We start from the raw sequence: 24,626 nt of genomic DNA on the forward strand, positions 1-24,626 counted from the left end.
ACGGCGCCGCTGTCAGGGCCGGCCGGGAAAGGCGACGGTCGGGGGAACCCCTTCGACGACACGCCAGCGGGCGGCGCGCAGGGCAGCTTCCCGGAGGGCGTCGAGTGCGTTGCCGCGCGTCGCTTCGCTGCGTGCCCGTTCGACGACCGATCGCCACGCGATCGCGGTGTCGCTCTCGATCTGTACGGCCAGTCGCGCCGCTTCGACCGGGTCGGTCACCGGGAACGGCACCGTGTATCCGGGCGCGGCGACCGGAGGTGTCACACCGGCGGCCTGCAGAGCATCGATGGTGCCGTCGCGGCGAGCGCGGTGCGCGGCCGCGTCGGCGGCCACCTCGCCCGCCCGGGAGAGGTCCGCGAACGCCGCGACGACTCCGTACCCGAACACGGCCGAATGCTCGGCCTCGAGTGCGTCGACGAGGGCTTGCTGCTCGGAACCGAGCTCTTGCGAAGTGGTGGGCTCCGGAGAAGTCACAGCAGAACCTCCGTCTGTACGCCGCATGCCGCGCTGATCGAGGCGAGCAGACCCGCCCGGAAACCGGTGAGGGTACGGGCGAGGTCCGCCGAGGTGCGCTGTGATCGGACCAGCATGTCCCGCAGCTGTTCGACGGTCGGGGCCTCTCCGACGGCCGGTGCAGTGGTCGACGAGGTACTCGAGGTGGTCGCGTCGGGAGTGATTCCCGCCATGCGGGAGACCTCGGAGTCGAGTGCGTCGGCGTGCGCGGTGCGCTCGTCTGCGATGACGCCGAGGGCGCCGGCCCGGTCCGGGTAGATCGCCGTGAGTGCACGGGCGGTCGCGGCATCCTGCCGCGCGCTCGCTGCCTGCGCCAACAGCGGATCGGGCTCGGATTCGGTGTCGTCGTCGGAGAGCCCACATCCGGCGACTCCCAGGACACCGACCCCGCCGATCGTCGCCGAGGACCATCGCAACAGGGCTCGTCGGGACAGGGTGGTACGGGTAACTGGCATCGGCACGGCACCATCGTGCCAGCAGACCCCGGCCTCGAGCGACGGCGGCCTGGTCACGGCACCGCGATTCGCGCGTTACGCTGGAAGCCGGCCGGTTCGGATCCGTATCGGCCGGATGTCCGCTGCGACCACAACTGAACGAGGAGCCCGCCCGCAATGCCTGTGCCGCCCCCGGAAAGGATCGTCGAGCTCGTCTCCGATCTTCTCACCGAAGAGGGATACGACCTCGAGGACGTGGTGGTGACCGCGGCCGGAAAACACAGCACGGTCCGACTGCTCGTCGACAGTGATGCGGGTCTGAGCCTGGACGAAGCCGCGCGACTGAGCCGGCTCGTCTCGGAGACCTTCGACGGAGTGTCGGACTTCGGGGAATCGCCCTACATGCTCGAAGTCACCAGCCCCGGTGTGGGCAGGCCGCTCACCCGGGATCGGCACTGGCGGCGGGCGCAGGGACGCAAGGCCAAGATCCAGCTCGCCGACGAGACGATCGTCGCGCGGGTCGGAGAACTGGTGGGCGAAGAGATCCGCGTCGTGCTGCCGGATCGTTCCGGGCCGGTGGTGCGTGCCATCCCTCTGAGCGAGATCCGCCACGCCGTGGTGGAGGTCGAGTTCGCCAAGCCGAATGCGCGCGAACTCGAACTGGCCGGCGGGCTGCCCGACGGAAGGGCAGCCGCGGGCGAGATAGCCGAGGTCGTCGGTGACGGCCGAGACGAAGAAGACGAAGAAGACGTGAACGAAACGAGGCTGGACAAGTGAATATCGAGATCGCGGCTCTGCGAATGCTGGAGTCCGAGAAGAACATTCCGTTCGAAGAACTGATTGAGACACTCGAAACCGCGCTGCTGACGGCGTACCGCCATGTCGACGGTCATCAGCCGCACGCCCGGGTAGCCGTCGACACCAAGACGGGTGCGATCCAGGTGCTGGCCGAGGAACGCGACGAAGACGGCAACGTCGTCGCCGAGTGGGACGACACCCCCGAGGACTTCGGCCGGATCGCGGCGACCACTGCGCGTCAGGTCATCATGCAGCGCATCCGCGACGCCGAGCACGAGCAGCGGTTCGGGGAGTTCGCCACCCACGAGGGTGAAATCGTCAGCGGTGTCGTCCAGCGCGACTCCCGCGCGAACGCCCGCGGCATGGTGGTGGTCAAGATCGGCGGCGAGACCACGAGCACCGAGGGCCTCATCCCGCCCGCGGAGCAGGTCCCCGGCGAGACGTACGAACACGGCGACCGGATCAAGTGCTACGTCGTGGGTGTCTCCCGTGGCCAGCGCGGACCGCAGATCACCCTGTCGCGCACGCACCCGAACCTGGTCCGGAAGCTGTTCGCCCTCGAGGTGCCCGAGATCGCCGACGGGTCGGTGGAGATCGTGGCGGTTGCGCGCGAGTCCGGCCACCGGTCGAAGATCGCCGTGCATTCCCTCGTCCCGGGCCTCAACGCCAAGGGCGCGTGCATCGGTCCCATGGGCCAGCGTGTGCGCAACGTGATGCGCGAACTGGGTGAGGAAAAGATCGACATCATCGACTACGACGAGGATCCTGCGAAGTTCGTCGGAAATGCCCTGTCGCCGTCGAAGGTGGTATCGGTCACGGTCGTCGATCCCGAGGCGCGCGCCGCGCGGGTCGTCGTGCCCGATTTCCAGTTGTCTCTGGCGATCGGTAAAGAGGGTCAGAATGCACGCCTTGCTGCGCGCCTGACCGGCTGGCGAATCGATATTCGCAGCGACGCCGCACCCACCACCGACGAGGCTTCCGGTAACGCGCCGACAGGCAGGTAGGCGTGGAATGCGGGATTCTTCGCAAAACAACGGTAGAGTGGTCGATGGTTCAGCATGAACTGCCCTCGGCCCATGGGTCTCGCACCGAATCGGTGCGTACCTGTATCGGTTGTCGGCAGCGAACGCTGGCTGCCGAGCTGCTGAGGGTCGTGGCACGCGAACACGGATCGCGAGTGTTCGTCGTGGTTCCCGACTCCGGGCGCAGGCTTGACGGACGAGGTGCATGGTTGCATCCCACCCCGGAGTGTCTGAGCCAAGCCGTTCGGCGCCGAGCATTCGGCAGAGCACTGAAGGTATCCGGAAACCCGGATACAGCGGCGCTGGATCAGCTGGTCGGGTCCGCGGCGGCGGCATCTCACGACGTGGCGGAGTCCGGGGATCGTCACCGGACTGCGTGACAGCGAAATCGCCGACGAGGCACCAACAGTGACATCGAACTCTGAGAAGAACAGGTACGAACACTCATGAGCACACCGTGAAGCACCAGCGATGAACGTCCATCGGAGATAACCCGAGGTCGTGCGGGCATTGGCCGGCTCGACCTCATCAGTGAGGAGAGCAGTGGCAGGCAAGGCCCGCGTGCACGAGTTGGCTAAAGAACTCGGTGTCACCAGTAAGGAACTACTCGCAAGGCTCAAGGAGCAGGGCGAGTTCGTGAAGTCGGCGTCTTCGACCGTCGAGCCCCCGGTCGCGCGCCGTTTGCGCGAATCGTTCGGCGGCGCGAAGGAAGACGGCGCTGCGGCCGGTAAGGCCGCTCCCACCCCGGGACCCCGTCCCGGAGGACCCCGCCCGGGCCCGCGCCCGGCACCCGCGCCGGCGGCTGCGGCCCCGGCACCCGAAACAACACCGGCAGAGACCACCTCGGCTCCGAGCCCGGCCGCTGCGTCGCGTCCGAAGCCCGGTGCCCCCAAGCCGGCTCCGGCTCCCAAGCCCGCTCCGGCTGCCCCCGCGGCTCCGGCTGCGCAGGCTCCGGCCGCTCCCGCTGCCCAGGCTCCGGCCGAAGCAGCTCCCGAAGCGTCGGCTCCCGCCGCCGCGTCTGCTCCGCAGGCACCTTCGGTCAAGCCCGGCCCCAAGCCGGCGGGCCCGCGTCCCGGCCCCAAGGCCCCGCGTGTCGGTAACAACCCGTATTCGTCTGCTCCGGCAGAGCGTCCGGCTCCGCGTCCCGGCGGTCCCCGCCCGGGTGCGGGTGGTCCGCGTCCCGCTCCCGGCCAGGGCGGTCCCCGCCCGACTCCGGGTCAGGGTCGTCCCGCCGCCGGTCAGGGCGGTCCCCGTCCGGCTCCCGGTCAGGGTGGACCCCGTCCGGCTCCCGGTCAGGGCGGACCTCGCCCGACTCCGGGCTCGATGCCTCCTCGCCCGAATCCGGGTGCCATGCCGCAGCGCGCTGCACGTCCGGCTCCGGCCGGCCGGCCGGGTCGTCCCGGCGGTGCTCCGGGCGGTCGTCCCGGTGGCGGCGCCGGTGGCGGCGGCGGTTACCGCGGTGGCGGCGCCGGTGGCGGCGCACCCGCAGGTGCCGGTGCTCCCGGTGGCTTCCGTGGTCGTCCCGGTGGCGGTGGCGCCGGTGGTCGTGGTCGTGGCGGTGCAGCCGGTGCGTTCGGTCGCCCCGGTGGCGCTCCCCGTCGTGGCCGCAAGTCGAAGCGGCAGAAGCGGCAGGAATACGACTCGATGCAGGCGCCGTCGGTCGGCGGCGTGCGGCTGCCCCGCGGCAACGGTGAGACCATCCGTCTCGCCCGTGGCGCATCGCTCTCGGACTTCGCCGAGAAGATCGACGCGAACCCGGCAGCACTCGTGCAGGCCCTGTTCAACCTCGGTGAGATGGTCACGGCCACTCAGTCGGTGAACGACGAGACTCTCGAGCTGCTCGGCTCGGAGATGAACTACGTCGTCCAGGTCGTCTCGCCCGAGGACGAGGACCGCGAACTGCTCGAGTCGTTCGACATCCAGTACGGCGAGAACGAAGGCGGCGAGGAAGACCTCCAGCAGCGTCCGCCGGTGGTCACCGTCATGGGTCACGTCGACCACGGCAAGACCCGACTGCTCGACACGATCCGTAAGGAGAACGTCGGCGAGGGCGAGGCCGGTGGCATCACGCAGCACATCGGTGCCTACCAGGTCATGACGCACCTCAACGGTGAAGATCGCCTGATCACCTTCATCGACACCCCGGGTCACGAGGCGTTCACCGCCATGCGTGCCCGTGGTGCGAAGTCCACCGACGTCGCGATCCTCGTGGTCGCGGCGGACGACGGCGTCATGCCGCAGACGGTGGAAGCGATCAACCACGCCCAGGCGGCCGACGTGCCGATCGTGGTCGCGGTGAACAAGATCGACAAGGAGGGCGCGAACCCGGACAAGATCCGGCAGCAGCTCACCGAGTACGGCCTGGTCACCGAGGAGTACGGCGGCGACACCATGTTCGTCGACATCTCCGCGAAGCAGGGGCTGCACATCGACGAACTGCTCGAAGCGGTCCTGCTCACGGCAGATGCGTCGCTCGACCTGCGGGCGAACCCCGACATGGAGGCGCAGGGCGTCGCCATCGAGGCACACCTCGACCGCGGTCGCGGTCCGGTTGCCACGGTGCTCGTCCAGCGCGGCACCCTGCGGGTCGGCGATTCCATCGTCGCCGGCGATGCCTACGGTCGTGTCCGCCGCATGGTCGACGAGCACGGCGAGGATGTCCTCGAGGCACTCCCGTCGCGTCCCGTGCAGGTCATCGGCTTCACGTCGGTGCCCGGCGCCGGCGACAACCTGGTTGTCGTCGACGAGGACCGCATCGCGCGGCAGATCGCCGACCGGCGCAACGCCCGTAAGCGCAACGCGCTGGCAGCGAAGAGCCGCAAGCGGATCAGCCTGGAAGATCTCGATGCCGCTCTCAAGGAGCACAACGAGCTCAACCTCATCCTCAAGGGCGACAACTCCGGTACCGTCGAGGCCCTCGAAGAGGCCCTCATGGGGATCCAGATCGACGACGAGGTTCGGCTGCGGGTCATCGACCGCGGTGTCGGTGGCGTCACCGAGACCAACGTCAACCTGGCTGCGGCTTCCAACGCGGTGATCATCGGCTTCAACGTTCGCGCCGAAGGCAAGGCGACGGAGCTGGCGAACCGCGAGGGTGTCGACATCCGCTACTACTCGGTCATCTACCAGGCGATCGACGAGGTGGAGAAGGCTCTCAAGGGCATGCTCAAGCCGGTCTACGAGGAGGTCGAGCTCGGCCGCGCCGAGATCCGTGCGATCTTCAAGTCGTCGAAGGTCGGCAACATCGCGGGTTGCCTCGTGCAGTCCGGCATCGTCAAGCGCAACGCGAAGGCCCGTCTGCTCCGCGACAACAACGTTGTCGCCGAGACGGTCACCATCTCGTCGCTGCGACGCGAGAAGGACGATGTCACCGAGGTCCGCGAGGGCTACGAGTGTGGTTTGACGGTCACCTACTCCGACATCAAGGTCGGTGACGTGATCGAGGCGTACGAGCTTCGCGAGAAGCCGCGCGACTGATACACCTGACGCCTGTGGCGGTGGACGATTCGTCGTTCGCCGCCACGGGCGTGTCGGGACGACACCGCCGACACCGAGGATGCGCATGTATCTGGGAGCACTCGAGCTGGATATCCTGCTCGGCGACGTGCATTCGCTCAAGGAGAAGCGGTCGTACATCCGGCCGGTCCTCGCCGAGCTCCGGCGCTTCGGAGTGTCGGTCGCCGAAACCGGTGAGCACGACCTGTACCGGCGCTCGACCCTGGCTGTGGCGGTGGTCGCAGCCGACTTCGCGCACGTGCGCGACATACTGGACACCTGCGAGCGACTGGTCGCACAGCGCCCCGAACTCGACTTGCTGTCCACCAGACGAAGACTGTTCGGCCCGGAGGACTGACCCGGCCGAAGAAGATCGCGGCCGCCGACCGAGGCGGCCGAGGAGAGGAACGAACGACATGGCCGATCCAGCACGGGCCCGCCGACTTGCCAAGCGCATCGCCACCATCGTGGCCACGGCGATCGATACCGAGATCAAGGATCCGCGACTCGAGTTCGTGACGATCACCGACGCGAGGGTCACCGCCGACCTGCACGACGCGACCGTCTACTACACGGTGCGCGGTGCCGACCTGGACACCGAACCGGATGTCGAGGCGGCCGCGGCCGGGCTCGAGAAGGCCAAGGGCGTCCTGCGCACCATGGTCGGCGCGGGCACAGGTGTACGTTTCACACCGAGTCTGACCTTCGTCACCGACACCGTGCCGGATACCGCACGGCAGATGGAGGAGCTGCTTGCGCGGGCACGCGCAGCCGACGAGGATGTGGCCCGCGCCCGCGAGGGCGCCGTCCCCGCCGGTGATCCCGATCCGTACAAGGAGCCCCGTGAGCGTGACGCCGGTGACGACGCCGAGTAACGAGCCGCAGAACGACGGGCCGACGGCCCGTTCTGCTCACCCCGGCGACGCCGCCCCCACGGGCGGCGCGCCGGCGGATATTCGCCGCGCGGTGGCGTTGCTCGACGCCGCGTCGACGGTGACGGTGCTGTGCCACGTCCAGCCCGACGCCGACACCCTCGGCAGTGGGCTGGCCCTCGGGCTCGCGCTCGAACGACGAGGCGTCGCGGTGCAGGTCGCGTTTGCCGCGCCGGCCGAGGTCCCCGAGTCGATGCGGTCACTGCCCGGGGGGCATCTCGTCACGCCCGTCGCGGCGGTACGCCGGGAGGTCGACCTCGTGGTGAGCGTCGACTGCGGCACGGTGGGGCGTCTCGGTAGCCTGCGCGATCGCCTGGCCGGTGCCGCGCACACCCTCGTGATCGACCATCACGTCTCCAACACCAGGTTCGGGACCGACAATCTCATCGAACCCGAGGCGGAAGCCACCGCCGTGGTGCTCGCCGACCTCTTCGACGAGTGGGGTGTCACCGTCGATGCGGACATCGCCCACTGCCTGTACGCCGGACTGGTGACGGACACCGGTTCCTTCCGGTGGGGTCGCCCGGCGTCGCATCGTCTCGCCGAGCGTCTACTCGCCACCGGTATCGACGGGGCCGCCATCACGCGCGAACTCCTCGACACCCATCCGTTCGGCTGGCTGCCGATGCTCTCGTCGGTCCTGGCGTCCGCCACTCTGGTGCCCGACGCCGTGCACGGCAGGGGACTCGTCTACGCGTTCGTTCGTCGCGCCGATTCGGCACACCTCGGTTCGGAGGAGGTCGAGAGCGTGATCGACATCGTGCGCACCACCGCGGAAGCGGAGGTCGCCGCGGTGTTCAAGGAGGTCGGGCCCGAGGTGTGGACGGTGTCGCTGCGGTCGAAAACCGCCGTGGACGTCTCCGCCGCCGCAGCCGATCTCGGCGGTGGCGGCCACAGGTTCGCGGCCGGCTACACCGCGCACGGCGCACCGGACTCGGTGGTGGCCGCACTGCGTGGCGTCCTCGAGTGACGACGGAACCCACGGGACAAACCGCGACGCCGGAGATCTCCGGCCGTCGCATTCTCGGTCTCGCTCTACCCGCGCTCGGAGTCCTTGCCGCCGAACCGCTGTATCTGCTGTTCGATATCGCTGTCGTGGGGCGCCTCGGCGCGTTGCCACTCGCGGGACTCGCGATCGGCGGACTCGTCCTCGCGACCGTCAGTACCCAGCTGACCTTTCTCTCGTACGGAACCACGGCCCGCTCCGCCCGGCTCCACGGCGCCGACCGGCACCGCGACGCCGTAGGCGAGGGCGTGCAGGCCACGTGGCTCGCTGTCGGAGTCGGACTGCTCATCCTGCTTGCCGGCCAGATCCTCGCCGGACCCGTCGCACGGCTGATCGCGGGTGACGACGAGATCGCCGCCGAAGCCGTGTCCTGGCTGCGGGTGGCACTGTTCGGAGTCCCCCTGATCCTCATCGGGATGGCCGGAAACGGCTGGATGCGAGGAGTCCAGGACAACTTCCGCCCGCTGCGGTACGTGATCGCCGGTCTCGCCCTGTCGGCAGTGTTGTGCCCTGTGCTGGTGCACGGCCTGCTGGGAGCACCGCGCTGGGAACTCGTCGGCTCCGCAGTCGCCAACGTGGTCGGGCAATCGATTTCCGCCACGCTTTTCGTCATCGCCCTGCTGCGGTCGGGGGTGCCCCTGCGTCCCCACCCCGAGGTGATCGGAGCCCAGTTGCGTCTCGGCCGGGACCTCATCGCCCGCAGCCTGGCATTCCAGGCGTGCTTCCTTTCCGCCGCCGCGGTCGCCGCCCGGTTCGGCGCTGCCGCGGTGGCCGGTCACCAGGTGGTCCTGCAACTGTGGAACTTCGTCACGCTGGCGCTGGATTCGCTGGCCATCGCGGCGCAGGCCCTGGTCGGTGCCGCGCTGGGAGGTTCGGATCGTCGCGGCGCCACCCGGCTCGCATGGCGGGTGACCACGTGGTCGGCGGTGTTCGCTGCGGGTCTTGCCGTCGTGTTCCTGCTCGGCCGCACGGTGCTGCCGACACTGTTCACCTCGGACGCCGCGGTTCTCGATCAGATCGACGTGGCATGGTGGTTCTTCGTGGCGATCATGCCGTTCGCCGGTGTGGTGTTCGCTCTGGACGGGGTGCTTCTCGGCGCGGGCGACGCCGCGTTCCTGCGCACGGCGACCCTGGCGTCGGCGCTGTTCGGGTTCCTGCCGCTCATCTGGTGCTCGCTCGTCTTCGACTGGGGTCTCGCGGGGATCTGGACGGGCCTTACGGTGTTCATCGTGTTCCGGATGATCGCCGTGGTGGTACGCACCGTGTCGGGACGGTGGGCGGTGACGGGCGCGGACCGGCAGGTCCGCGCGCACAACGAGTCGGGAGGTTAGTGCCGGTGGCAGCGAAGCTGTGGGCGATCAGCGATATCCATGTGGGCCATCGAGGGAACCGGCCGGTCACCGAAGATCTGTACCCGGAGTCGCCCGACGACTGGCTGATCGTGGCCGGCGACGTGTCGGAGAAAACCGACGACATCCGCTGGGCGCTGTCGCTGCTGAAGAGCCGATTCGCCCAGGTGATCTGGGTGCCCGGCAACCACGAACTGTGGACGACGGCGAAGGACCCCGTGCAGATGTACGGTGTGGCGCGCTACGACTACCTCGTCACGATGTGCCGTGAAATCGGCGTGCTCACCCCCGAAGATCCCTACCCGGTGTGGGAGGGGGAGGGCGGACCGGCGGTGCTCGTCCCGATGTTCCTGCTGTACGACTACTCGTTCCTGCCCGACGGCACGACGACGAAGGCCGACGGGCTTGCGCTCGCCCGCGAGCGCAACGTCGTCGCCACCGACGAGTTCCTGCTGCGTCCCGACCCTTACGTCACCCGCGACACGTGGTGCAAGGTGCGGGTCGATCAGACGCGCGAACGGCTCGATGCCCTCGATCCGGCCCTGCCGACGGTCCTGATCAATCACTTCCCGTTGGTGCGCGAACCGACCCGGATGCTGTTCTATCCGGAGTTCGCGCTGTGGTGCGGCACGACGGAGACGGCCGACTGGCACTTGCGGTACCGCGCCCTGTGCAGCGTGTACGGGCACCTGCACATCCCGCGCACGACGTACTACGACGGCGTCCGCTTCGAGGAGGTGTCCGTCGGTTACCCGCGCGAATGGCAGCGGCGCGGCCTGCCCGATCGTCTCCTCCGGCAGATCCTGCCGGTGCCCGAGTATCCGCCGGGAACACTGAACAAATGGGGTGGCCACTTCACCGTGACCCCCGAGATGGAAGCCGAAGTCGAGAAGATGCGAGCAGAACGACAGAGGGAGTTGCGGTGACGGAACCGTCCGCCGGAGAAAAGGTCGAGACGCACGAAGCGCTGATTTCGCGCATCGTGCCGGAGGGTGTCGCCGCCGCGGAACTCTTCGCCGACCCGCCGGGGCTGCAACCGCACCCCCAGGAAGAGGCGCTCGTCGCGCGTGCGGTCGACAAGCGCCGCCGCGAGTTCGCCGCTGCCAGGCACTGCGCCCGGTTGGCGATGCAGCGACTCGGCGTGGAACCCGGTCCGATCCTGCGCGGCGAACGGGGAGCGCCGCTGTGGCCGCGCGGACTCGTCGGCAGCCTCACCCATTGCGACGGGTACCGGGGCGCCGTCCTCGGGTACTCGTTGCAGGTGCGGTCGCTGGGCATCGACGCCGAACCTCACGACGTGCTTCCCGACGGCGTCCTGCCCGCCGTCAGTCTCGAGCCGGAACGGGAATGGCTCGCGTCGGCCGGCGATGACGTGCACTGGGACCGGGTGTTGTTCTGCGCGAAAGAAGCCACCTACAAGGCGTGGTTCCCGCTCACCGGTCGCTGGCTCGGATTCGAGGACGCCCACATCGCGTTCGAACGCGACACCACCTCCGACGCTGTGACCGGCACCTTCCACTCCCGCATCCTGATTCCCGGCGACACGCTCGACGGTCCGCCGGTGACGGGATTCGACGGACGCTGGCTCGTCGCCGACGGTCTCGTTCTCACTGCGATCGCGGTGCGCTGAACCATGACCGACCGCAATAACGAATCGACCGAAAATTCCGCTGTGGCGCGGGCCGGTCTGCTCATCGTCGACAAGCCCGCCGGTATGACCAGCCACGATGTGGTGGCGCGGTGCCGCCGTCTGCTCGGCACCCGCAAGGTGGGTCACGCCGGCACGCTCGACCCGATGGCTACCGGTGTGCTCGTGCTCGGTGTCGAGCGCGCCACCAAGCTTCTCGGTCTGTTGTCGCTGACCACGAAGTCCTACTCCGCGACCATCCGTCTGGGCCAGAGCACGGTGACCGACGACGCCGAGGGCGACGTGGTGGAGACCTCGGACGCGTCGGCTGTCACGGACGAGCAGATCGCCGCGGTGGTGGAGACGCTCACCGGCGACATCGAGCAGGTCCCCGCCAGCGTCAGCGCCATCAAGATCGACGGCAAGCGCGCGTACGCGCGGATGCGCGAGGGAGAAGCCGTGGAGATTCCGGCGCGACCGGTGACGGTGTCCCGGTTCGAGGTGCTCGCGCGCCGCGACGAAGGAGGGTTCGTCGATCTCGACGTCGAGGTCGACTGTTCGTCGGGGACCTACATCCGCGCGCTCGCTCGCGATCTGGGTGCCGCGCTGGGTGTCGGGGGTCATCTGACGGCGCTGCGACGCACCCGGGTGGGCCCATTTGGGCTCGAGCACGCCCGCACCCTCGAGGCGCTTGCCGACGATCCGGTGCCGAGTCTCGGAATCGACGAGGCGATCCGCACAGCATTCGAGTGCCGGACGGTGAGCGACGAAGAGGCCGCGGTGCTCGCGAACGGGCGATGGCTCGAACCGGTGGGCATCGCGGGTGTCTATGCCGCGGTGGACGAGCACGGACGCGCTGCCGCGCTGGTCCAGGAGAAGGGACGCCGCGCGGCGTCCGTGTTCGTCGTACGACCCGCGAACATGTGACGGCTCAGACGAGCCAGATCGCACCGGCCGCAAGGGTGCCCAGTTCCACCGTCTCGCCGTCGGGGCCGATCCGGATCGACATCGTGCCCGCGAAGTCGCGTCGTTCGACGACTTGGATGTCGGTGTCGAGGGATATGCCGACTTCGTCGAAGTAGCGCAGCATCGCCGGGTCGGCGTCGGAGATCCGGGCGACCCGTCCGTGCTCGCCGTCGGCGAACGCAGTGAGGGGCCGGGCGGGCGGCGCATCGACACGACCGTCGTGTGACGGAATGGGGTCGCCGTGCGGGTCGCGTTCCGGATACCCGAGTTTGGCGTCGATCGCGGCGACCATCCGTTCGGACACGGCGTGCTCGAGCACCTCGGCCTCGTCGTGCACCTCGTCCCAGCCGTAGCCGAGTTCGCGGACGAGGAACGTCTCGATGAGGCGGTGCCGCCGGACCATCGAGACGGCGGCCGTGCGGCCCGCGTCGGTCAGTGCGATGGACCCGTAGCGGGCGTGGTCGAGCAGTCCCTGATCGGCCAGGCGGCGAACGGCTTCCGACACGGTCGACGCCGAGACGCCGAGCTTTTCTGCGAGGAGTTTGGTGGAGATCTTCTCCCCGGACCACTCCTGGACCGTCCAGATGATCTTCAGATAGTCCTGGGCGACCGAGGACAGGGCCTCGGTCGCGGTGGTCTCGCTCGTGTCCGTCACGGGTTCAGTTTAGGTAACCGGCAGCGCGGATTCACCCGGGTCGGTTGCCCCGGCGCGGTGCCGTACCGCTTTGGTGATCACGCCGTGGCGCGGCGAGAACAGATACACGGCGGCGAACACCACGGCTTGCGCCAGCACCACCACACCACCGGTTGCGGCGTCGGTGTAGTAACTCGTGTACACCCCGACGATCGACGCGACAGCGGCGAGCACCGGCGCGATGACGAGCATCCGGGCGAGCCGGTCGGTGAGCAGGTAGGCGGTGGCTCCCGGGATGATGAGCATCGCCACCACCAGGATGACCCCGACTGCCTGGATCGCACTGACGATGGTGACGGCGAGCAGCGCGAGCAGCAGGGCAGACAAGCGCCAGGGGGAGATTCCCAGCGCGTGTGCCTGCACCCGATCGAACGCGAACAGCGTCAGGTCGCGGCGCTTGACCACCAGCACGACCAGCACGACTGCCGCGAGCGCGGAAACCTGCCACACGTCGCTGGAGGAGAGCCCCAGCAGATTGCCGAACAGCACGTGGTTGAGGTCGATCTGGCTGGGGTTCTTGGAGATCAGCACGACACCGAGAGCGAACAGTGTGGTGAACACGATGCCGATCGCCGCGTCCTCCTTGACCCGGCTGGTGTTGCGCACCAATCCGATCAGGGCGACCGCGATCCCGGCGAACAGCAGAGCACCGAGCGCGAAGGGCGCTCCGGTGAGGTACGCGAGCACGACGCCGGGCAGCACGGCGTGCGACACCGCGTCACCCATGAGCGACCACCCGATCAGGACGAGCCAGCAACTGAGCAACGCGCAGACCACCGTCGCGGCGACCGCGACGATCAGGGCGCGCTGCATGAAGCCGTACTGCAGCGGGTCGAGCAGTAGATCGAACATCACTGCACCTCTCGAAGGGTGGACGCGCCTGCCGGCGACTCGGCCGGGGAGGCGCCGAACGCGAGCGCCAGGTTCTCGGGACGCAACACTTCCTCGGGTGAACCGTGCACGAGGAGACGTCGTTGCAGCAGGACCGCTTCGTCGCACAGGACCGGCAGCCCGGTGAGGTCGTGCGTCGCGACGAGGACGGCGTGTCCCGACGCAGCGAGATCGCGGATCACCGCTGTCAGTGCTTGTTGCGTCGTCGTGTCGACGCCGGCGAACGGTTCGTCGAGCAGAAGCAGGGGAGCTTCCTGCGCGATCGCCCGCGCCACGAACACGCGTTTGCGCTGGCCTCCGGAGAGTTGGCCGATCTGCCGCGTCGCGAAGTCGGTCATGCCGACGCGCTCGAGAGCCGCCTCGACGGCTGCGCGGTCGGCAGGTCGTGGCCGGCGCATGAATCCCTGGTGCCCGAAGCGTCCGGTCATGACCACTTCCCGGACGCCGATCGGGAAATCCCAGTCGACGGCCTCCGACTGCGGCACGTATGCCACCGCACCGTTGCGGCGCGCGGCGGCGGTGGACCCGCCCGTGATCGACACGTGTCCCGACACGGGGCGGACCAGACCCATGATCGTCTTGAACAAAGTGGATTTACCCGAGCCGTTGGTCCCGACGAGGCCGCACACGGTGCCGGGTTGCAGGGTCAGAGACACCCGGTCCAGTGCGGTGACGGAGTCGTAGCGCACGGTGACCGTGTCGATGTCCAGGGCGGGTGTCGTCATCGGGTCAGTCCTGCCGTGATGGTTTCGATGTCGTGACGCAAGAGATCGAGGTATGTGGGGACGGGACCGTCCGGACCGGACAGCGAGTCGACGTAGAGGATGCCGCCGAATCGCGCCCCGGTGTCGGCGGCCACCTGCTGCTGCGCCTTGTCCGAGACCGTCGACTCGCAGAACACCGCCGGTACCCGGTTGTCGCGCACGAAGTCGACGGTCTGCGCGATCTGCTGGGGTGTGCCCTGCTGGTCGGCGTTGACCGGCCACAGATACGCCTCCTTCAGACCCGCGTCCCGCGCGAGGTAGCTGAACGCGCCCTCGCAGGTCACCAGCGCTCGCTGCGCTTCGGGAAGTGCGGAGACGCCGGCGACGAGTTGCTCGTGGAGAGCCGAGAGTTCGGCCTTGTAGGCGGCAGCGTTGGCGGTGAAATCCGCTTCGTGTTCCGGCGCGAGGTCGATCAGGGCGGCGGTGATGTTGTCGACGTAGATCGCGGCGTTGAGGGGAGACATCCACGCGTGCGGATTGGTCTGCCCGGCGTAACTGTCGCCCGTGATGAACTCGGGTTCGATGCCGTCGCTGAGCACCACGTGCGACGCGTCGGCGTCTTCGAGGAACTGCTCGAACCAGCGCTCGAGTCCGAGTCCGTTGTCCAGGACGAGGTCGGCGTCGGCGGCGTTCCGGAGGTCGCTGGGTGTCGGCTCGTATCCGTGGACCTCGGCGCCCGGTTTGGTGATGGACTCGACGCGCACGTGGTCGCCCGCGACGGCGCGGGTCATGTCGGCGATGACGGTGAACGTGGTCAGCGCGAAGGGCCGCTCGTCGGCGTCCGTCGGGGAGGCGCAGGCGGCGAGGGTTGCCGCGGCGGCCACCAGGACCGCGGTTTTGACCCATCCAATCGAAATGTTCGGCACCCCGAAATTATGCATTCGGGTCACAGATGCTGTCTATGTGGGCTGCGCGACCGGGCGAGGATGACCGTCCGGCCCGTGCGCCGTAGGCTGCCGATGTGCAGAGATGGCGAGGTCTGGACGAGATACCTGCGGACTGGGGTCGTTGTGTGGTGACGATCGGCGTGTTCGACGGCGTACACCGGGGGCACCAGCAGTTGATATCGAGCGCTGTGAAAGCCGCGTCGGAACGGGGTGTTCCGAGCGTGCTCATGACGTTCGACCCGCACCCCATGGAGGTGGTGCGGCCCGGCAGTCACCCGGCGCAGTTGACCACACTGGCGCGACGCGCCGAGTTGGCGGAGGAACTGGGAATCGACGTGTTCTGCGTCGTGCCGTTCACCCCCGAATTCATGAAGCTCTCACCCGAGCGGTACATCCACGAGATTCTGGTCGAACGCCTGCATGTCGCCGAGGTGGTGGTGGGCGAGAACTTCACGTTCGGGAAGAAGGCCGCCGGAACCGTCGACCTGCTGCGTTCGGCCGGGACACGCTCGGGCTTCGCGGTGCAGGGCCTGACCCTCGTCGCCGAGCACGCGGTGACCTTCTCGTCCACCTACATCCGGTCCTGTGTCGACGCGGGCGACGTGGCCGCGGCCGCCGATGCACTCGGCCGTCCGCATCGTGTCGAAGGGGTGGTCGTGCACGGTGACGGGCGCGGGCGCGGACTCGGTTTCCCGACCGCCAACGTCGCCCCGCCGATGTACGCGGCGATTCCCGCCGACGGTGTCTACGCCGCCTGGTTCACCGTGCTCGGCTCGGGATCACCCGTCGAAGGTGTCTCGGTGGGGGAGCGGTACATGGCCGCGGTGTCGGTCGGAACCAACCCCACGTTCTCGGGACGCAAACGCACCGTCGAGGCATACGTCCTCGACGAGGAGGCAGACCTGTACGGCCAGCACGTGGCCGTGGACTTCGTCGAGCGCCTGCGGGGGATGGAGAAGTTCGATTCCGTCGAAGCTCTGATCTCGGCGATGCATCGTGATGCGGACCGTGCACGCGAGGTGCTCGCGGGCTGACGGCCTCGGGGCAGGGCGGCACCGGTGAGGACCGGAGGACCGGCTCTGGTAAGGTTGTCCGTTGGTGTGTGCTGCGGTTCGCGGCGGCCGCACCGGCGGACCCGGTCCGCTTTCTGTCACGCGGACGTCAGTTGTTCAGGAGTATTACCAGTGGCATTGACCACCGAACAGAAGAAGCAGATCCTCGGCGAGTACGGCCTTCACGAGACCGACACCGGGTCGCCCGAGGCTCAGGTCGCGATGCTCACCAAGCGCATCGTCGATCTCACCGAGCACCTCAAGCAGCACAAGCACGACCACCACTCCCGCCGCGGCCTGCTGCTGCTGGTCGGTCGTCGTCGCCGCCTGCTGAAGTACGTCGAGAAGGTCGACGTCGAGCGTTACCGCTCGCTCATCCAGCGTCTGGGCCTGCGTCGCTGACGCAGCCGAGAAGCGACACGATCTGCATCCGCTGATCTTTTCCGACAGCCAACGGGGCACCCACTACACTGGGCCCCGTTGGCTATCGGTGTTTGTGCCGCGATAGCCGGCACACCACACCGCCGACGGCGGTGAACCGTATGCACCGATGGTGTCGGTCCTCGGTAGTGACTTTCCGGTCCAGGCACGGTGTCCCTGAGGGACACCCCGGCCGGAAGGTTTCGATCGACGACCGCCTCCGTGAATCGGTGCGCAACCACGGCCAAGGGGGCCGTGGAGCCCGCGCGGGTACGGCGAAGACGAAGAGGGAAGAGAAAACAAAAAGATGACAAGCAATTCCGCAGTCGAGACCGACGAAGGCGTCTACGAAGCCGTCGCGACACTCGACAACGGTGCCTTCGGCACCCGCACGATCCGTTTCGAGACCGGCCGCCTCGCACAGCAGGCCGCCGGCGCCGTCGTCGCCTACCTCGACGACGAGACCATGCTGCTTTCCGCCACCAGCGCGTCGAAGCACCCCAAGGACCACTTCGACTTCTTCCCGCTGACGGTGGACGTCGAAGAGCGCATGTACGCAGCCGGACGCATCCCGGGGTCGTTCTTCCGTCGCGAGGGCCGCCCGTCCACCGACGCGATCCTCACCTGCCGCCTGATCGACCGGCCGCTGCGCCCGTCGTTCGTGGACGGTCTCCGCAACGAGATCCAGGTCGTCGTCACGGTTCTGAGCCTGAACCCGAACGACCTGTACGACGTGGTCGCGATCAACGCGGCGTCGGCCTCGACGCAGCTCGCCGGCCTGCCGTTCTCCGGCCCGGTCGGTGGCGTGCGCGTCGCGCTCATCACGTCCGACGACAACAAGGCCGGCCAGTGGGTCGCGTTCCCGACCGTCGAGCAGCTCGAGAACGCCGTGTTCGACATGGTGGTCGCGGGCCGCATCGTCGGTGGTGGCGACAACCCCGACACCGCTGACGTCGCGATCATGATGGTCGAAGCCGAGGCGACCGAGAACGTCATCTCGCTCGTCGAGGGTGGCGCCCAGGCGCCGACCGAGGCGATCGTCGCCCAGGGCCTCGAAGCGGCCAAGCCGTTCATCGCCCGCCTCTGCGCGGCCCAGCAGCAGCTCGCAGCCGCTGCCGCGAAGCCCACCGGCGACTTCCCGCTGTTCCCGCCGTACGCGGACGACGTCTACGCCGAGGTCGAGGCCGCTGCGTCGACCAAGCTGGCCGAGGCGCTGACCATCGCGGGCAAGCAGGAGCGCGACGATCGCACCGACGAGATCAAGGTCGAGGTCCTCGAGCAGATCGCCCCGAAGTTCGAGGGTCGCGAGAAGGAGATCGGAGCGGCCTTCCGCGCGCTCACCAAGAAGCTGGTCCGCCAGCGCATCCTGCGCGATCAGTTCCGTATCGACGGTCGCGGCATCACCGATATCCGTGCGCTGTCCGCCGAGGTCGCGGTCGTTCCGCGTGCACATGGTTCGGCGCTGTTCGAGCGCGGCGAGACCCAGATCATGGGTATCACCACCCTCGACATGGTCAAGATGGCCCAGCAGGTCGACTCGCTCGGCCCGGAGACCAGCAAGCGTTACATGCACCACTACAACTTCCCGCCGTACTCGACCGGTGAGACCGGCCGTGTCGGTTCGCCGAAGCGTCGCGAGATCGGCCACGGCGCCCTCGCCGAGCGGGCCCTCGTGCCGGTGCTTCCGAGCCAGGAAGAGTTCCCGTACGCGATCCGTCAGGTGTCCGAGGCGCTGAGCTCCAACGGCTCGACGTCGATGGGCTCGGTGTGCGCGTCCACCCTGTCGCTGCTCAACGCGGGTGTGCCGCTGAAGGCGCCGGTCGCCGGTATCGCGATGGGTCTCGTCTCCGACGAGGTCGACGGTGAGATCCGCTACGTGGCACTGACCGACATCCTCGGAGCCGAGGATGCCTTCGGCGACATGGACTTCAAGGTCGCCGGCACGAAGGACTTCGTCACGGCCCTGCAGCTCGACACCAAGCTCGACGGCATCCCGTCGCAGGTGCTCGCGGGTGCGTTGTCGCAGGCCCACGACGCTCGCGCCACGATCCTCGAGGTCATGGCCGAGGCCATCGACAGCCCGGACGAGATGAGCCCGTTCGCGCCGCGCATCACCACGATCAAGGTTCCGGTCGACAAGATCGGCGAGGTCATCGGGCCCAAGGGCAAGATGATCAACTCGATCACCGAGGAGACCGGCGCCAACATCTCGATCGAAGATGACGGCACCGTCTACGTCGGTGCAGCGGACGGCCCGTCCGCGCAGGCCGCGATCGACAAGATCAACGCCATCGCCAACCCGCAGCTGCCCAAGGTTGGCGAGCGATTCCTCGGCACCGTGGTCAAGACCACGGCGTTCGGCGCGTTCGTCTCCCTGCTGCCCGGCCGCGACGGCCTGGTGCACATCAGCAAGCTCGGCAACGGCAAGCGCATCGCCAAGGTCGAGGACGTCGTGAGCGTCGGATCGAAGCTCCGCGTCGAGATCGCCGACATCGACAACCGGGGCAAGATCAGCCTCGTGCCTGTCGAGGACGACGCCGCCGCCGAGGCCGCTCCGGCCGAAGCGACCACCGAGTCCTGATCGGCCCTCCCCGTAGCCCTGCGCTACGGACCGGGTAACCACCGCGCGCTGTTCCTTCCCTTTCGGGGAGGACCAGCGCGCGGTGTCGTTGTAGCGCACGACCGGGGACCGGGCGGTGCTCCTCCCCGCCACGGTGCCTGTGAGCCCACTCGTGCTCGCACGAACCGATGCCCGTCCCCGTGTAAACCTTTCGGCAAAAGCCGCACAGTGACTCTGCCCAGGGTGTTCCCTGGGTGATGTGAGCACGATTACAGCTGCTGGAATCGGGGCACGGCCGGGCGTCAATCTCGCGTTGGCGACGTGGGTATCGGCGATGAATTTCTGGGCCTGGAATCTGATCGGGCCGTTGTCCACCACGTATGCCGGCGACATGTCGCTCAGTAGCTCCGAGACGTCGATGCTGGTGGCGACACCGATCCTCGTCGGCTCCCTGGGCCGCATCGTGGTGGGCGCGCTCACCGACCGCTACGGCGGCCGGGTCATGTTCATCGCCATCACTCTCGCGTCGATTCTGCCGGTCCTCGCCGTCGGCTTCGCAGGCAACGCGGGCTCGTACCCGCTGCTGCTCGTCTTCGGATTCTTCCTGGGAATCGCCGGCACGATTTTCGCCGTCGGGATCCCGTTCGCCAACAACTGGTACGACCCCTCACGACGCGGTTTCGCCACGGGTGTATTCGGTGCGGGCATGGTCGGCACGGCACTGTCGGCCTTCTTCACGCCGCGTTTCGTCGGATGGTTCGGGCTGGTCGCCACCCACGTGATCATCGCGGTCGTGCTGGCACTCACCGCTGTGCTGTGCGTGACCGTCATGCGGAACGCGCCCGCATTCGTTCCCAACACCCAGCCGGTGGTGCCCAAATTCCTTGCGGCATGCAAACTCCGGGTCACCTGGGAAATGTCGTTCCTGTATGCCATCGTCTTCGGCGGTTTCGTCGCGTTCAGCAGCTACCTGCCCACCTACATCAGGACGGTGTACGAGTTCTCCGCGGTGGATGCAGGTACCCGTACCGCGGGGTTCGCCGTCGCCGCGGTGATCGCCCGCCCCATCGGCGGAACCCTCTCCGACCGGATCCCACCGAAGTACGTGGTGATCGCGTCGTTCGCCGGCACCGCCGTGACCGCATTCATCGCCACGTTCAAGCCACCGCCGGACTTCTGGTCGGCCGTTGTCTTCATCTCGATGGCGATCTTCCTCGGCATCGGCACCGGAGGCGTGTTCGCCTGGGTGGCGCGGCGTTCGCCTGCGCAGTCCGTCGGCAGCATCACCGGAATCGTCGCGGCGGCAGGTGGCCTCGGCGGATACTTCCCGCCCTTGGTCATGGGCGCGACCTACGACCCGGTGGGCAACGACTACACCGTGGGCCTGTTGCTCCTGGTCGCGGCGGCTCTCATTGCACTGGTCTACACCGCGGTCTGGCTGAAGGCACGTGAACCTGCCGCATCGCGGGACGCTCCACACAGGCAACCGGAGGAGAGCACGTGACTACGGAAAAAGTCGCTGTGGGTGGGACGCTCGAGGAACTGCTGGTGCGTAGCGGCCGGTTCTTCACGCGTGGCGAAGAATCCGCCGACACCCGCAGCATCCTGCACCAGGGCGGCAGAGAAGGTGACATCTTCTACCGCGACCGGTGGAGCCACGACAAGGTGGTGCGATCGACACACGGCGTGAACTGCACCGGTTCGTGCTCGTGGAAGATCTACGTCAAGGACGGGATCATCACCTGGGAAACCCAGGAGACGGACTATCCCACGGTGGGAGCGGACCGCCCCGAGTACGAACCGCGCGGTTGCCCCCGAGGAGCGGCCTTCTCCTGGTACACCTACTCTCCGACACGGGTGCGGTACCCGTACGCGCGCGGAGTCCTCGTCGAGATGTATCGCGAGGCCAAACAGCGTCTCGGTGATCCGGTACTGGCGTGGGCGGACATTCAGAACGACCCGGAACGCCGGCGCCGGTACCAGCGTGCGCGAGGCAAGGGCGGGCTGGTGCGGGTCACCTGGGCCGAAGCCACCGAAATGGTCGCCGCGTCCCACGTGCACACCATCAAGGAGTACGGGCCCGACCGCATCGCCGGTTTCTCCCCGATTCCCGCCATGTCGATGGTGTCGCACGCAGCCGGTTCCCGGTTCGTCGAACTGGTCGGTGGCGCCATGACCTCGTTCTACGACTGGTACGCGGACCTGCCGGTCGCCTCCCCGCAGGTCTTCGGGGACCAGACCGACGTCCCCGAGTCGGGCGACTGGTGGGACGCGTCGTACCTGTTGATGTGGGGTTCCAACGTCCCGGTGACACGTACCCCCGACGCACACTGGATGACGGAGGTGCGGTACCGCGGGACCAAGGTTGTCGCGATCAGCCCGGACTACGCGGACAACACGAAGTTCGCGGACGAGTGGATGCCGTGTGCTGCCGGAACCGACGGTGCCCTGGCGATGGCGATGGGCCACGTCCTGCTGCGCGAGTGCTACGTCGAGAAGCCCGTACCTTTCTTCACGGACTTCTCCGCGCAGTACACCGATCTGCCCTTCCTGGTGAAACTCGAAGAGCGCGGCGGAAAGTGGGTGGCGGGCAAGAACCTCACCGCGGCCGACCTCGGGCAGGACGTGGAGAACGCCGCGTTCAAGCCCGTGCTGCTCGACAGCGCCACCGACAGCGTGACGGTTCCTCACGGTTCCCTCGGATTCCGCTACGGCGAGGAGGGTATCGGCAAGTGGAACCTCGAACTGGGTGACCTGTCGCCCGCCCTCACGGTGGCACCGCCGGCCGGCGGCGCAGCGGAGGTCCTCGCCGTGCATCTGCCGAGTTTCGACACGATCGACGGTCGGGGCGGAAGCCTCGAGCGCGGTGTGCCGGTCCGCCGGGTGGGTGAGCACCTGGTCTGCACGGTGTTCGACCTGATGCTCGCCCAATACGGCGTGCAGCGGGCAGAGTTGAATCTGCCCGGGCAGTGGCCGACCGGGTATGACGATCCGTCGACGCCCTACACGCCGGCATGGCAGGAATCGATCACCGGAGTGTCTGCGGCGCAGGCGATCCGGGTGGCCCGGGAACTCGCGCGAAACTCCGAGGAATCGGGCGGGCGCTCCATGATCATCATGGGAGCCGGAATCTGCCAGTGGTTCCACGGCGACGCGACCTACCGGGCCGTGCTGTCCCTGCTGCTCCTGACCGGAGCGATGGGACGCAACGGCGGCGGCTGGGCGCACTACGTCGGGCAGGAGAAGTGCCGAACCGCAACCGGGTGGGCCACGATGGCGATGGCCACCGACTGGAGCAGGCCACCTCGTCAGATGGCGGGCACCTCGTACTGGTACGTGCACACCGACCAGTGGAAGTACGACGGGTACCGGGCGGACGCCCTCTCGAGCCCGCTGTCGCGGGGGCGCTTCCGGGACAAGCACACCATGGATGTGATGGCGTCGGCCGTCGCGATGGGCTGGTCGCCGTTCTATCCGCAGTTCGACCGCAACACACACGATCTGGCGGACGAGGCTCGTGCGGCCGGTCGCGACATCCCCGAATATGTTGCCGAACAACTGGCCAAGGGGACGGTGAAACTCGCCGTCACCGATCCCGGGTCGCCGCGTAACTGGCCGCGCGTGCTGAGCGTGTGGCGGTCGAATCTTCTCGGCTCCTCCAGCAAGGGCAACGAGTACTTCCTGCAGCATCTGCTGGGTACCGACTCGAACATTCAGGGTGCTCAGACCGCGCCGGATTTGCGGCCCAACGACGTCACCTGGCGGGAGGACGTCCCCGACGGCAAACTCGACATGCTCATGTCGATCGACTTCCGGATGACGTCGACGACGCTGTTCTCGGATGTCGTGCTGCCCGCGGCGACCTGGTACGAGAAGGGGGACCTGTCGAGTACCGACATGCACCCCTACGTGCACGCGTTCAGCCCCGCGATCGATCCGCCCTGGGAGACCCGCTCGGACTACGAGGCGTTCGGTGCGGTCGCGAAGGCGTTCAGCGCCCTGGCACGCACGCATCTGGGAACGCGGACCGACGTGGTGATGGGGACGCTCCAGCACGACACGCCCGGTGCGATGGCGTATCCCGGTGGCACGGAGAACGACTGGAGGAAAACCGGTGAAGTGCCCATCCCGGGGAAGACCATGGGGCCTCTCGTGGTCGTCGAGCGGGATTACACCGCCGTCGCCGACAAGTGGGCCACGCTCGGGCCGCTCGCGGAGTCGGCAGGGCTGACCACCAAGGGGGTGACCACCCACCCCGACCAGGAGGTCGCCGAACTCGCCGTCAAGTTCGGCGTCATGGATTCCGGTGCCGCCGCCGGGCGCCCGGCGATCACCACTGCGGAACGGATGTGCGACGTGATTCTCGCGCTGTCCGGGGCGTCGAACGGCCGTCTCGCCGTGCAGGGGTATCGGGAACTCGAGAAGCGAACCGGGCGCAGGCTGGTCCACCTCGCCGAAGGCAGTGAGGAACGCCGGATCACCTACGCCGACACGCAGGCCCGGCCGGTGCCGGTGGTCACGAGCCCGGAATGGTCGGGCAGCGAGACCGGCGGGCGCCGCTACGCGCCCTTCACCACCAACATCGAGGAACTCAAACCGTTCCACACCCTGACGGGCCGGATGCACTTCTACCTCGACCACGACTGGCTCGAGGAGATGGGCGAGCAACTTCCGGTCTACCGGCCCCCGCTGGACATGAACCGTCTGTTCGGTGAGACATCGATCGGCGACGGTGACGGAGTGGGGTTGACGGTGAGATACCTGACCCCGCATTCGAAATGGTCGATCCACTCGGAGTATCAGGACAACCTGTTCATGCTCTCGCTCTCGCGCGGCGGACCGACGATGTGGATGAGTCCGGCGGACGCGGCGAAGATCTCGGTGCGCGACAACGACTGGATCGAGGCCGTGAACCGCAACGGCGTGGTGGTGTGCCGGGCCATCGTGTCGCAGCGCATGCCCGAGGGCGTGGTGTTCGTCTACCACGCGCAGGAGCGAGTCATCGATGTCCCGCTCACCGAAACCACCGGAAAGCGTGGCGGGATCCACAATTCGATCACGCGGATCCTGATGAAACCGAGTCATCTGGCGGGCGGTTACGCGCAGACCTCGTATGCCTTCAACTATCTCGGACCGACCGGCAACCAGCGTGACGAAGTCACGGTCGTGCGCCGCCGGTCTCAGGAGGTGACGTACTGATGTACACCATCGGACCC

22 protein-coding genes are annotated in these 24,626 nt (G+C 67.9%); 16 read left to right on the forward strand and 6 right to left on the reverse strand.

What is annotated here, in order from left to right; genetic code table 11:
- Positions 1–12: 12 nt before the first annotated feature.
- Together AC0B44_RS03245 and AC0B44_RS03250 are read right to left on the reverse strand one after the other, a co-directional pair.
- Positions 13–474, reverse strand: coding sequence for a ferritin-like domain-containing protein (locus tag AC0B44_RS03245; protein ID WP_471901494.1), 462 nt, complete (start codon positions 472–474; stop codon positions 13–15).
- Positions 471–968, reverse strand: coding sequence for a hypothetical protein (locus AC0B44_RS03250; RefSeq protein ID WP_471901495.1), 498 nt, complete (start codon positions 966–968; stop codon positions 471–473). Before AC0B44_RS03250 ends, AC0B44_RS03245 begins: the two co-directional genes overlap by 4 nt.
- A gap of 156 nt (positions 969–1,124) precedes the next feature.
- On the opposite strand from AC0B44_RS03250, the gene rimP reads away from it, so the two are divergent.
- From rimP to truB, 11 genes are all read left to right on the forward strand, one after another.
- On the forward strand, positions 1,125–1,724 hold the full coding sequence (gene rimP, locus AC0B44_RS03255; RefSeq protein WP_471901496.1) for a ribosome maturation factor RimP: 600 nt from the start codon (positions 1,125–1,127) through the stop codon (positions 1,722–1,724).
- Entirely contained in the window at positions 1,721–2,749 is a 1,029-nt protein-coding gene (nusA, locus tag AC0B44_RS03260; RefSeq protein WP_471901497.1) for a transcription termination factor NusA, read from the forward strand. Before rimP ends, nusA begins: the two co-directional genes overlap by 4 nt.
- 44 nt (positions 2,750–2,793) lie before the next feature.
- On the forward strand, positions 2,794–3,147 hold the full coding sequence (locus tag AC0B44_RS03265; RefSeq protein ID WP_471901498.1) for a YlxR family protein: 354 nt from the start codon (positions 2,794–2,796) through the stop codon (positions 3,145–3,147).
- Positions 3,148–3,310: 163 nt separating this feature from the next.
- Entirely contained in the window at positions 3,311–6,244 is a 2,934-nt protein-coding gene (gene infB, locus AC0B44_RS03270; RefSeq protein WP_471901499.1) for a translation initiation factor IF-2, read from the forward strand.
- Positions 6,245–6,329: 85 nt separating this feature from the next.
- Positions 6,330–6,620 carry a DUF503 domain-containing protein gene (locus tag AC0B44_RS03275; RefSeq protein WP_471901500.1) on the forward strand — a complete coding sequence of 97 codons (291 nt, stop codon included), beginning with the start codon at positions 6,330–6,332 and terminating at the stop codon, positions 6,618–6,620.
- Between the two features lie 58 nt (positions 6,621–6,678).
- Positions 6,679–7,137 (forward strand): 30S ribosome-binding factor RbfA, encoded by a 459-nt coding sequence (rbfA, locus tag AC0B44_RS03280; RefSeq protein ID WP_072698558.1) that lies wholly within the window; start codon positions 6,679–6,681, stop codon positions 7,135–7,137.
- A gap of 79 nt (positions 7,138–7,216) precedes the next feature.
- Positions 7,217–8,164: a DHH family phosphoesterase gene (locus tag AC0B44_RS03285; protein ID WP_471901735.1), complete on the forward strand. Its 948-nt coding sequence runs from the start codon at positions 7,217–7,219 to the stop codon at positions 8,162–8,164.
- Positions 8,161–9,531: an MATE family efflux transporter gene (locus AC0B44_RS03290; RefSeq protein ID WP_471901501.1), complete on the forward strand. Its 1,371-nt coding sequence runs from the start codon at positions 8,161–8,163 to the stop codon at positions 9,529–9,531. Before AC0B44_RS03285 ends, AC0B44_RS03290 begins: the two co-directional genes overlap by 4 nt.
- Before the next feature lie 5 nt (positions 9,532–9,536).
- Entirely contained in the window at positions 9,537–10,475 is a 939-nt protein-coding gene (locus tag AC0B44_RS03295) for a metallophosphoesterase family protein (RefSeq protein ID WP_471901502.1), read from the forward strand.
- A 41-nt stretch (positions 10,476–10,516) separates the two neighbouring features.
- Positions 10,517–11,179: a 4'-phosphopantetheinyl transferase Npt gene (gene npt / locus AC0B44_RS03300; RefSeq protein ID WP_471901736.1), complete on the forward strand. Its 663-nt coding sequence runs from the start codon at positions 10,517–10,519 to the stop codon at positions 11,177–11,179.
- Between the two features lie 3 nt (positions 11,180–11,182).
- Positions 11,183–12,103, forward strand: a complete 921-nt coding sequence (gene truB / locus AC0B44_RS03305) for a tRNA pseudouridine(55) synthase TruB (RefSeq protein WP_471901503.1) — start codon at positions 11,183–11,185, stop codon at positions 12,101–12,103.
- Positions 12,104–12,107: 4 nt separating this feature from the next.
- Here truB and AC0B44_RS03310 read toward each other — a convergent pair whose 3' ends face one another.
- From AC0B44_RS03310 to AC0B44_RS03325, 4 genes are read right to left on the reverse strand one after another with little or no spacing between them, the layout of a single operon-like run.
- Positions 12,108–12,797: a metal-dependent transcriptional regulator gene (locus AC0B44_RS03310; protein ID WP_471901504.1), complete on the reverse strand. Its 690-nt coding sequence runs from the start codon at positions 12,795–12,797 to the stop codon at positions 12,108–12,110.
- Between the two features lie 9 nt (positions 12,798–12,806).
- On the reverse strand, positions 12,807–13,688 hold the full coding sequence (locus AC0B44_RS03315; RefSeq protein WP_471901505.1) for a metal ABC transporter permease: 882 nt from the start codon (positions 13,686–13,688) through the stop codon (positions 12,807–12,809).
- A complete protein-coding gene (locus AC0B44_RS03320) occupies positions 13,688–14,452 on the reverse strand; it encodes a metal ABC transporter ATP-binding protein (RefSeq protein ID WP_471901506.1) in 765 nt (254 codons plus the stop codon). The genes AC0B44_RS03315 and AC0B44_RS03320 overlap by 1 nt, the downstream gene beginning before the upstream one ends.
- Complete coding sequence (locus AC0B44_RS03325) at positions 14,449–15,372, reverse strand: metal ABC transporter substrate-binding protein (protein ID WP_471901737.1); 924 nt, start codon at positions 15,370–15,372, stop codon at positions 14,449–14,451. The genes AC0B44_RS03320 and AC0B44_RS03325 overlap by 4 nt, the downstream gene beginning before the upstream one ends.
- A gap of 80 nt (positions 15,373–15,452) precedes the next feature.
- Here AC0B44_RS03325 and AC0B44_RS03330 point away from each other — a divergent pair, with 80 nt between their 5' ends.
- The 5 genes from AC0B44_RS03330 (at position 15,453) to AC0B44_RS03350 (ending at position 24,609) form a co-directional block, all read left to right on the forward strand.
- Positions 15,453–16,412: a bifunctional riboflavin kinase/FAD synthetase gene (locus tag AC0B44_RS03330; RefSeq protein ID WP_471901507.1), complete on the forward strand. Its 960-nt coding sequence runs from the start codon at positions 15,453–15,455 to the stop codon at positions 16,410–16,412.
- 150 nt (positions 16,413–16,562) lie between these two features.
- A complete protein-coding gene (gene rpsO / locus AC0B44_RS03335; protein WP_072698552.1) occupies positions 16,563–16,832 on the forward strand; it encodes a 30S ribosomal protein S15 in 270 nt (89 codons plus the stop codon).
- Between the two features lie 325 nt (positions 16,833–17,157).
- Positions 17,158–19,431 carry a polyribonucleotide nucleotidyltransferase gene (locus AC0B44_RS03340; RefSeq protein WP_471901508.1) on the forward strand — a complete coding sequence of 758 codons (2,274 nt, stop codon included), beginning with the start codon at positions 17,158–17,160 and terminating at the stop codon, positions 19,429–19,431.
- A gap of 313 nt (positions 19,432–19,744) precedes the next feature.
- A complete protein-coding gene (locus AC0B44_RS03345) occupies positions 19,745–20,914 on the forward strand; it encodes a nitrate/nitrite transporter (RefSeq protein ID WP_471901738.1) in 1,170 nt (389 codons plus the stop codon).
- Complete coding sequence (locus AC0B44_RS03350) at positions 20,911–24,609, forward strand: nitrate reductase subunit alpha (protein ID WP_471901509.1); 3,699 nt, start codon at positions 20,911–20,913, stop codon at positions 24,607–24,609. The genes AC0B44_RS03345 and AC0B44_RS03350 overlap by 4 nt, the downstream gene beginning before the upstream one ends.
- Positions 24,610–24,626 lie beyond the last annotated feature (17 nt).

This window comes from Rhodococcus sp. NPDC019050 (assembly GCF_055664235.1).

Excerpts from the sequence above, each read along its gene's own strand:
- rbfA (WP_072698558.1), top strand. The coding sequence starts at position 6,679 with ATGGCCGATCCAGCACGGGCCCGCCGACTTGCCAAGCGCATCGCCACC.
- AC0B44_RS03250 (WP_471901495.1), bottom strand. The coding sequence starts at position 968 with ATGCCAGTTACCCGTACCACCCTGTCCCGACGAGCCCTGTTGCGATGG.
- AC0B44_RS03275 (WP_471901500.1), top strand. The coding sequence starts at position 6,330 with ATGTATCTGGGAGCACTCGAGCTGGATATCCTGCTCGGCGACGTGCAT.
- AC0B44_RS03320 (WP_471901506.1), bottom strand. The coding sequence starts at position 14,452 with ATGACGACACCCGCCCTGGACATCGACACGGTCACCGTGCGCTACGAC.
- AC0B44_RS03315 (WP_471901505.1), bottom strand. The coding sequence starts at position 13,688 with ATGTTCGATCTACTGCTCGACCCGCTGCAGTACGGCTTCATGCAGCGC.
- AC0B44_RS03340 (WP_471901508.1), top strand. The coding sequence starts at position 17,158 with ATGACAAGCAATTCCGCAGTCGAGACCGACGAAGGCGTCTACGAAGCC.
- AC0B44_RS03345 (WP_471901738.1), top strand. The coding sequence starts at position 19,745 with ATGAATTTCTGGGCCTGGAATCTGATCGGGCCGTTGTCCACCACGTAT.
- AC0B44_RS03325 (WP_471901737.1), bottom strand. The coding sequence starts at position 15,372 with ATGCATAATTTCGGGGTGCCGAACATTTCGATTGGATGGGTCAAAACC.
- truB (WP_471901503.1), top strand. The coding sequence starts at position 11,183 with ATGACCGACCGCAATAACGAATCGACCGAAAATTCCGCTGTGGCGCGG.
- rimP (WP_471901496.1), top strand. The coding sequence starts at position 1,125 with ATGCCTGTGCCGCCCCCGGAAAGGATCGTCGAGCTCGTCTCCGATCTT.
- AC0B44_RS03265 (WP_471901498.1), top strand. The coding sequence starts at position 2,794 with ATGGTTCAGCATGAACTGCCCTCGGCCCATGGGTCTCGCACCGAATCG.